Annotated in this window: 2 protein-coding genes; both read right to left on the bottom strand. The window is 72.8% G+C overall.

Going from position 1 to position 9,877, the window contains the following annotated elements:
* Positions 1-188 (bottom strand): beta-ketoacyl synthase N-terminal-like domain-containing protein (locus CU044_RS39075; protein ID WP_193564011.1); only part of this gene is annotated, 188 nt, incomplete at its 3' end.
* Positions 189-226: 38 nt separating this feature from the next.
* Positions 227-9,751 (bottom strand): type I polyketide synthase, encoded by a 9,525-nt coding sequence (locus CU044_RS19945; RefSeq protein ID WP_129770072.1) that lies wholly within the window; start codon positions 9,749-9,751, stop codon positions 227-229.
* Between the last annotated feature and the right edge of the window lie 126 nt (positions 9,752-9,877).

The raw sequence follows: 9,877 nt of genomic DNA, 5'->3' as shown, positions 1-9,877 counted from the left end.
TCGATCGCATCCCCGCCCGAGGACAACAACTCCCAGAACTCCTCCGGCGTACCCACCCCGCCCGGCAGCCGGCACGCCATCGACACGATCGCGACCGGTTCGGTCAGTCGCGCCTCCAGATCGGTCGCCCGCCGCTTGAGTTCCCGGATCGCGGGCAGCGCGAGTTCCAGCCGGTTCGGTTCAGACATCAGGAATTCCTTCCAGGAAACGCACGGTGGGGAAGCTTCTAGAGTTCGAGGAGCGCGTCGAGCTCGGCGCCGATCTCGGCGACCGACCGGGCCGGCGCGGGCGCGTCCGGGTCCGGTGACGACTCCGGTTCCGGTGCCGGCCCGGATTCCGGGCGAGCGATCCCCATGAGCCGCGTCAGCAGCTCCGCGATGTCCGCCGGGGTCGGGTGGTCGAAGGCGAGACTCGCGGGCAGCGGGACCTCGGTGGCGCTCGCGAGCCTGCGCCGCAGTTCCATGGCCATCAGCGAATCGAGGCCGAGTTCTTTCAGTACGGCCTTGCTCCTGAGCGCTCCGGGGCCGGGCAGCCCCAGTACGACGGCGACCTCCTCCAGCACCAGCCTGGTGACCGAGGCGGCCTGCTCGTCGGGCGTCCGGCCCCGCAGACGCATCCGCAGTCCAACGCCCGCGGGGTCGTTGCCGGCGCGGCGGAGGGACGGCCGGACGAGTCCCCGCAGCAGCGCGGGGGGTTCACCTTCCAGCGCGGCGAGGTCGAGTCTGACGGGGACGAGGTTGCCGTCCGGCGAGCGCAGCGCGCGGTCCAGCAGCCGCAGGGCCTTGGTGACGGGCAGCGGCGCGATCCCTTGCCTGCGCAGCCGCCCCAGTTCCGCCTCCGCGAGGTGTGCGGTCATTCCCGAGCCCGCTTGCTCCCACAGCCCCCAGGCCAGACTGGTCCCGCCGCTGCGGGCGGCGAGGGCGTCGAGGTAGGCGTTGGCCGCCGCGTACGCGCCCTGCCCGGCGGAACCGAGGGTTCCCGAGACCGAGGAGAACAGTACGAACGCCGACAGGCCCAGGTGCCCGGTGAGTTCCGCCAGGTGCGCGGCCCCGTCGAGCTTGGGGGCCAGTACCGTGCGCAGGCGCCGGTCGTCGTAGTCGAGCAGCAGGCCGTCGTCGAGTACGCCGGCGAGATGCAGTACCGCCGACCAGTTGTCCACCGAGGACAGCACGTCGGCCACCTGGGTCCGGTCGGCGACATCGCAGGCCAGCACCCGGACGGATCGTGCGCCGGCTCCGGTCAGTTCCGCGATCAGGCTCCCGGCTTCCGGGTGCTCGGGGCCGCTGCGCGAGGTCAGTACCAGCTCGCGGACCCCGTGCTCGGTCACCAGGTGCCGGGCGACCGCCCTGCCGAGTTCGCCGGTGCCGCCGGTGATCAGCACCGTTCCGTCGGCCACGGCGGCGGTGGGCGCACCGGGCGCGCCCGCCGCGGTCAGCCGGGGCGCCAGGAGTTCCCCGTCCCTGACGGCGAGCTCCGGCTCGCCGGTCACGGACAGCGCCGACAGCAGGGTCGCGGCGTCGATCCTGTCGCAGTCGACGATCCGGATGGCCGCCTCCGGGTGCTCGCGCCGCGCCGCCCGCAGCAGGCCCCACAGGGGTGCCTGTGCGAGGCCGCGCACGCGGTCCCCGGGGCGTGCGGCGAGGCTGTCCCTGGTGATCCACACGAGCTCGGCGTCCCCGAGCGGAACCAGCCGGCGCAGCAGGTCCAGGGCGTGCGCGGTCGCCTCGTGGGCGGCGGCGACACCCTCGGGATTCCCGGTGGCGTCGATCAGGATCCGGCGCGGTCCGTCTCCCGTGACCGTCTCGGCCGGTGTCACCCCGAGGACCTCGGACACGGGACCGCGGCCCAGGACCCGTACCGGCTCCGGAACCGAGGGCACCTTCGGCACGGGCCGGAGGACCACGCGGTAGAGGTCGGGAACGGAGAGGGCGGCACGCAGCAGATCGGCGCTGACCGGACGCAGCCGCAAGGCGCCGATGTACGCCACCGGCGCCCCGGCGGCGTCGGTGATCGTGGCCCGGATCCCGTCGTCCCGGACGTCGACCCGGACGCGGAGCTCGGTGGCTCCCGTGGCGTACAGGCGGACGTCGGTGAACTGGAAGGGGAGTTGGGCCTCGGCGGAGGCCGGGACCGCAGCGCGCATCACCTGCAGGGCCGCGTCCAGCAGAGCCGGGTGAACACCGAACCCGCCCGCCTCGCCGACCGGCAGCCGGACCACACCGCAGGCGGTCCGGCCCTGCCCGCGCAGTTCGGTCACGCCGTGGAAGGCGGCGCCGTAGTCGACGCCCTGGGCGGCGAAGCCCTCGTAGAAGCCGGAGAGGTCCACGGCGGGCAGCGCGGGCATCGACCAGTCGGCGGGCTCAGGACCGAACGCGTCCACCAGCACGCCCTCGGCATGGGTGCTCCAGGCACCCGAGCCGTCCGCCTTGCTGTGCAGGGTCACCGGTCGCCGTCCGTCCTCCGCGGGGCCGATCCTGACCTGCACGTGTGCCGCGTCCTCCAGCACCATCGGCCGTGACAGGGTCAGCTCGCCGACACCGGCCGCCCCGGCCTGACCGGCCGCGGCCACGACCAGGTCCAGCAGTGCGGTGCCGGGTACGACGACGGTGTCGAAGACCACGTGATCGGCCAGCCAGGGCTGGGACGACGCCGACACCCGGCCGGACAGCACCCAGCCGCCGTCGGCCAGTTCGGTGATCTCGGTCAGCCAGGGGTGCCCGGCGCCGGAGGTGTCCAGCCAGTAGCGCTTGCGCTGGAAGGCGTAGGTGGGGAGGTCGACGCGGCGGCGCCGGTCGCCGAGGAGCGCGGGCCAGTCCACCCCGGCACCCGCCGTGTGCGCTGTGGCGACCGCCAGGGTCAGTGCCTCGGGTCCTGACCGGTCCTGACGCTGGGTCGGGACCACGACGGCGTCGCGGTCGAGGCAGTCCCCGATCATGGCGGCGGGTGTTCCGTCGGGGCCGATGTCGAGGAATCTGGTGACGCCTTCGCCGAGTGCGGTGCGGATTCCGTCGGCGAACCGGACCGGCTGCCTCAGCTGGCGCACCCAGTGGTCGGGACCGCAGGCGGTGACGATCCGCCCGGTCAGGTTCGTCACCAGCGGGATGCGCGGCGGGTGGAAGGTGAGTCCCTCGGCCACGCTCCGGAACTCGTCGAGCATGCCGTCCATGTGCGCGGAGTGGAAGGCGTGGGACACGTTGAGCCGTTTGGTGCGGCGTCCGGTGAACCGCCCGGCCACCTCGTCCACGGCATCGGCGTCACCGGTGATCACCACGGACTCCGGCCCGTTGACCGCGGCGAGACCGGCCCGCGCGGACAACAGCGGGGCGATCTCCTGCTCGCCGGCCTGAAGGGCGAGCATCACGCCGGTGTCCGGCCGGGCCTGCATCAGCCGGCCCCGGGCGACGACCAGCGCGCAGGCGTCCTCCAGGGAGAGCACGCCCGCCACGTGTGCGGCGGAGAGTTCGCCGACGGAGTGTCCGAGAACCAGATCGGGCTTGACCCCCAGGCTCTCCAGGAGCCGGAACAGCGCCACCTCGAAGGCGAACAGCGCGGGCTGGGTGAACTCGGTACGGCGCAGTGCGTCCGGGTCGTCGATGACCTCGGCGACCGGGAGGCGGAGGTGACGGTCGAGTCCGGCGCAGATCTCCTGCCATGCGGCGGCGAACACCGGGTAGGCCTCGCGCAGATCGGCCCCCATGCCCGCGCGCTGGGTTCCCTGCCCGGCGAAGACGAACGCCGTCCGGCCGTCACCCGCCGGCCCTTCCACCACCGACGCCGAGGCCTCACCCCCGGTGATCGCACGCAGACCGGCGAGCAGGTCGGTGGTGTCCCGGCCGAGGACGACGGCGCGCTCCTGGAAGGACGTACGCGAGGTGGCCAGGGAGAACGCCAGGTCGGCCGGGTCCGTCCCGGGGTGCGCCCCGACCCTGACGGCCAGCCGGGACGCCTGCTCGCGCAGGGCTTCCCGGGTCCGCGCGGACAGGGCCCAGGGCAGCAGCTCGGGAGGGGAGCCGGCCGCCGGTTCCTCGGCCTCGGAGGCCTGCTCAAGGATCAGGTGGGCGTTGGTGCCGCTGATACCGAACGAGGAGACGCCCGCTCGCCGGAGGCCGTCACCGTCCCAGGCGACGGGGTCCGTGACCAGCCGGAGGGAACCCGCCGACCAGTCGACGTGGCGGGAGGGGGTGTCGGCGTGCAGGGTGCGGGGCACGATGCCGTTGTTCATGGCCAGCACCATCTTGATCACGCCGGCCACGCCCGCTGCCGCCTGGGTGTGTCCGATGTTGGACTTCACCGAGCCCAGCCATACCGGCCTGCCGGAGGCGCCGTAGGTGGCCTGCAGCGCGCCTGCCTCGATGGGATCGCCCAGCGTCGTGCCGGTGCCGTGGGCCTCCACGACGTCCACGTCGGAGGCTTCGACCCCCGCCGCGGCGAGGGCCTTGCGGATGACCTGCCGCTGGGCCCGGCCGTTGGGCGCGGTGAGCCCGTTGGACGTGCCGTCCTGGTTGACGGCCGAGCCCCGGATCACGGCCAGGACCCGATGCCCGTTGCGGCGCGCGTCGGACAGCTTCTCCAGCAGCAGCAGTCCACTGCCCTCGGACAGTGCCGTGCCGGAGGCGCCGTCCGAGAAGGCGCGGCACCGTCCACCGGGGTCGAGGCCGCGTTGCCGGCTGAACCCGACGAACAGTCTCGGCGTGGCCATCACGGTGGCGCCGCCGGCGACGGCCATCGCGCATTCGCCCTTCAGCAGGGCCTGCGCGGCGAGGTGAATGGCGACCAGCGAGGCCGAGCACGCGGTGTCCACCGTGACCGACGGCCCTTCCAGGCCGAGGGCGTAGGAGATCCGCCCGGAGACCACGCTGGCTGCGCTGCCGGTGAGCCCGAATCCGTCGGAGCCGTGGGGAGTTCCCAGCGACGCGTAGTCCTGGCCGTTGGTGCCGAGGTAGACGCCGGTGTCGCTGCCCCGCAGCGTGTCCGGCGCGATTCCGGCGCGTTCCAGCAGCTCCCAGGATCCCTCCAGCAGGATGCGCTGCTGCGGATCCATGGTCAGCGCCTCGCGGGGGCTGATTCCGAAGAACTCCGGGTCGAATTCGGCGGCTGCCATGAAACCGCCCTCGCGGACATAGCTGGTTCCGGGGTGGTCCGGATCCGGGTGGTACAGCGCGGAGAGGTCCCAGCCCCGGTCCCCGGGGAACGACGTGATGGCGTCGCCACCCTCGGCGAGCAGCCGCCAGAAGCCCTCCGGGTCGCGCACTCCGCCGGGGAACCGGCAGCTCATGGCGACGATGGCGATGGGCTCCGCCGAACTCTCGGGAGCGCCCGCCGGGGTGCTGACGGTGATGTCGGCCGGGGCGAGTCCGGCGAGGAGGTATGCGGCGAGCCGCGCGGGTGTGGGGTGGTCGAAGATCAGCGTGGCGGGCAGCCGCAGCCCGGTGACCGCGCCCAGTCTGTTGCGCAGTTCGACCCCGAGGACCGAGTCGAAGGCGAGTTCCCGGAAAGTGCGCTCGACGTCCACCGCGTCGGATGCGGAGTGACCGAGCACGAGGGCGGTCTGCGTCCTGACTTCGTCCAGTACGGCGCGCGCCCGGCTGTCCGCGGGGAGTTCGGCCAGGCGCCGCGGGAACGCGGGCGCGTGACCGACCGCGGCGTCCCGGCCGTCGGGCAGATCGCTGAACAGGGCGCTCGGACGGGTGGCAGTGAACACCGTGCGGAACCGGTCCCAGTTCACGTCCGCCACGGTGACGCAGGGTTCCGGGCGCGCCACGGCCCTGCCCAGGGCCAGCAGTGCCAGATCCGGTGCCATCGTGGGTACGCCGTGGCGGTCGAGGATCTCCTTCACCTGCCCCCGGGCCATTCCGTCCCCGGACCACGGGCCCCACGCCACCGAGGTCGCGGGCAGTCCCCGCGCGTGGCGGAGCCTGGCCAGGCCGTCCAGATAGGCGTTGCCGGGCGCGTAGTTGCCCTGGCCCGGGACGCCGACGGTCGCGCCCCACGAGGAGAAGAGCACGAACGCGTCCAGGCCGGTGGTGAGTTCGTGCAGGTTCCACGCGCCCCGCGCCTTCACCCGCAGGGCCGCGTCGACCTGGTCGAGGGTGAGGTCCTGGACGAGTCCGTCGTGCAGTGCGCCGGCGGCGTGCACCACCGCGCGGGGCCGGGTCCGCTCGATGAGTTCGCGGAGCGCTCCCCGGTCGGCGACATCGCAGGCGACGATCTCGACCCCTGCCCCGAGCCGACGGAGTTCGGTGGTGAGGCTGTCCGCCCGGGGGGTGTCCGGGCCGTTCCGGCCGACCAGCACCAGACGTTCGGCTCCCCGAACGGCCAGCCAACGCGCGACCTCCGCGCCGAGCGCGCCCGTTCCGCCGGTGATCAGGACCGTTCCCGTGGGACTCCAGTCGCCGGCCGGACCCGCGGCGGCGCGGACGAGGCGGCGGCCGTGCGGGACGGAACCGCGGATGGCCACCTGGTCCTCACCGTGGTCGCCGGTGAGTATCCCGGCCAGTACGGGGCTGTCGTACGGGGAGGACAGGTCGATCAGACCGCCCCAGCGCGCGGAGTGTTCCAGGGCGACGACCCTGCCGAGCCCCCACACGAGACTTCCGTCCGGGCCGACCGGTTCGTCCGCGACCGCGACGGCGTCCGGTGTCACGCACCACAGGGGGGCGGTGACCTCGGCGTCCCCCAACGCCTGTACGGCGGTCAGAGTCGCGGCGTAGCCGGCGGGAATCCCCGGATACCCGGGGTGCGGACCGTCCTGCGCGGCCAGCAGGCAGAGCACGCCGTCGCAGGTCGCGCCGCGCAGGCGCGCGGCCAACGCGCCCCGGTCGATGCCGGGTTCGACCTCCATGAGAGTGACGCGCAGTCCTTGCCCGGTCAGGTCCTCGACCACCGAGAGCGCCCATGCGTCGCCGGTGGGGGCGAGGGCCAGCCAGTCACCCTGGCGGACCTGGGGTGCGGGAATCTCCTTCCAGCCGACCTGGTACTCCCAGGTGTCCACGACGGACTCCGAGGTGCGTCGCTTGCGCCAGGAGGCCAGGGCCGGCAGCACGGGAGCGAGGGCGTCCCGGTCGATACGCAGGGTCCGGGCGATCTCGTCGAGATCCTCCCGGCCCACCGCGTCCCAGAACGGGGCGTCCTGCGTCCCCCCGCCGCCCGTCGCCTCGGCGTCGATCCAGTACCTCTGGTGCTGGAAGGGGTAGGTGGGCAGGTCCACGACGTTCGCCTGCTCGAAGGCCCGGCTCCAGTCGATGTCCACCCCGCCGGTGTACGCCTCGGCCAGGGCCGTCAGGAACCGGTCGCCCTCCTGCCTGCGCAGCGTTCCGACGGTGTACACGTCGGCGATTCCCTCCACACCCATGGTCAGCACGGGGTGCGGAGTGCATTCGATGAACACGCGGCGGCCCTCGGCGGCCAGCTCGCGTACACACGCCTCGAGTTCGACCGTGGAGCGCAGGTTCCGGTACCAGTAGTCCGCGTCCAGTGTCGCGGAGTCGATCCGGCCGACGTCGACGGTGGAGAAGAAGCTCCCGACACCCGAACGCGGCCGGACTCCCGCCAGTTCGGTGAGGATGTTCTCGCGGATCGCCTCCACCTGCGCCGAGTGCGAGGCGTAGTCCACCGGTATGCGCCTGGCCCGGATCCCCTCGGACTCGCAGTCCGTGATCAGTTCCGTGAGCGCCTCGGGATCACCGGAGACCACGGTGCTCCTGGGCCCGTTGAGGGCGGCCACCGACAGCCGCTCCGGCCACCGCGCGATCAGCCGCCGCGCGTCGGACCGCGAGCACACCAGCGAGACCATGCCGCCCCGGCCCGCCAGACCGCGGCGGATGGCCTGAGCACGCAGCGCCACCACGGCCGCGGCGTCCACGAGCGACAGCGCTCCGGACACGCACGCCGAGGCGATCTCACCCTGCGAGTGGCCGAGCACGACCTCCGGCTCGACGCCGAAGTGCTTCCACAGCCGTGCCAGCGAGACCATCACCGCCCACAGGGCGGGCTGTACGACGTCCACCCGTTCCAGGGCGTCCGCGTCCCCGACCACTTCGGTGAGCTTCCAGTCGACGAAGGTTTCCAGCGCCGCCTCGCACTCGGCGAACCCCTCGCTGAAGACCGGCGAGGACCGAAGCAACTCGGCGGCCATTCCGGCCCATTGGGCGCCCTGTCCGGCGAACATCAGCACCGGACGGTGCCCTCGGCCGGATCCGACGACCAGGTTCGGCGCCTGGGCTCCCGACGCGAGCGCCTCCAGGCCCTGGACGAGGTCCGCGGTCTCCCGCCCCAGCAGGACGGCTCGGTGCTCATGGTCGGCACGGGTGGTGGCCAGGGAGAAGCCGACATCACGGGCCGACAGGCCGGGGTGCGCGGCGAGGTGCGCGCGCAGACGGCGGGCCTGTTCGCGCAGGGCCGGTTCGGAGCGCGCCGACAGCACCCAGGGGACCCGCGTCCGCTCGGTGGGTTCCTGGACGACGGCTGTTTCCGGCGGTGGCCCGGCCAGCGCGAGGTGGGCGTTGGTACCGCCGTAGCCGAAGCTGCTCACTCCGGCCAGGCGCGGTCCCTCCGGCCACGGTTGACGGCCGGTGACCACAGCCAGGTTCGCCGCGTCGAAGTCGATGTCCGGATTCGGGTTCCGGAAGTGGAGGCTGGCGGGTAGTTCGCCGTGGAAGAGCGCCAGGGAGGTCTTGAGCACGCCGAGCACACCGGCGGCCGGTTCGAGGTGGCCGAAGTTGGTCTTGACCGACCCGATGCGCAGCGGGTTCTCCCTGCCGCGGCCGAACACCTCTCCCAGGGCCGCCGCTTCGATCGGATCGCCTCGGCGGGTCCCCGTGCCGTGGGCCTCCACATAGGACACCAGGCTCGGGGAGACACCGGCCTCCTGCCATGCCGAGCGCAGCACCTCGGCCTGCGTCTCGAAACCCGGGGTGGCCAGGCCGTCGGTGGTGCCGTCGTTGTTCACGGCGCTGCCGCGGATCACCGCGTAGATCCGGTCACCATTGTTCCGGGCGTCCGCGAGCCTGCGCAGGACGACCACGCCGCAGCCTTCGCTCCGTACGTATCCGTCGGCGTCCGCGTCGAAGGCGCGGCACTGCCCGTCGGGATTCAGCGCGCCGAACTTGGACATCGCCACGGTCGTGTGGGGGTGGAGGATGAGACTGACCCCGCCCGCCAGGGCCAGATCCGACTCTCCCGACCGCAGGCTCCGGACCGCCTGATGGACGGCGACCAGGGAGGAACTGCAGCCGGTGCCGATGGACATCACGGGGCCGCGCAGGCCGAGGGCGTAGGCGATACGGGCCGGGATGATCGAGGTGTCCGTACCGATGGCTGTGTGCGTGCGGATCTCGCCGGGCGACGCCCCGGTGGTGAGGTGGTACTCCTGCCACATGCTCCCGAAGAACACGGAGGTGGCCGACTCGGCGAGCCGGTCGGCCCGGATCCTGGCATCCTCCACCGCGGCCCAGGCGACCTCGAGCGCCAGCCGCTGCTGCGGATCCATCTGGCGGGCCTCGGTGGGCGAGATTCCGAAGAACTCGGCGTCGAACCCCGCGACGTCGTCCAGGAATCCACCCCGCCGGGACGTCATCTTCCCGGATGCCGAGGGATCGACGTCATGCCAGTCGTCGGCTCGCCACCGCTGCGCGGGGACCTCGCTGATGGCGTCGATACCCTTCAGCAGGCCCCGCCAGAGCGCCTCCGGGGTGTCGATTCCGCCGGGGAGACGGCAGCCGAGTCCGATGATGGCTATGTCGTCAGCGTTCATCACGCATCCTCACTTCGGGCAGGTGAAAGGCACGACGGACCGCGGACGAGGCCGACGGCGGGAGCGGATTCGAGGAAGACCTCGCCGGCGGGGCGCCGGGGTCAGGACATTTGATCCGTGGGGAGC

This window comes from Streptomyces sp. L-9-10, from assembly GCF_004151105.1.
Classification (GTDB): Bacteria; Actinomycetota; Actinomycetes; order Streptomycetales; family Streptomycetaceae; genus Streptomyces.
Note: the sequence above shows the minus strand (reverse complement) of the source record. Positions and strands in the feature narration are given on the sequence as shown.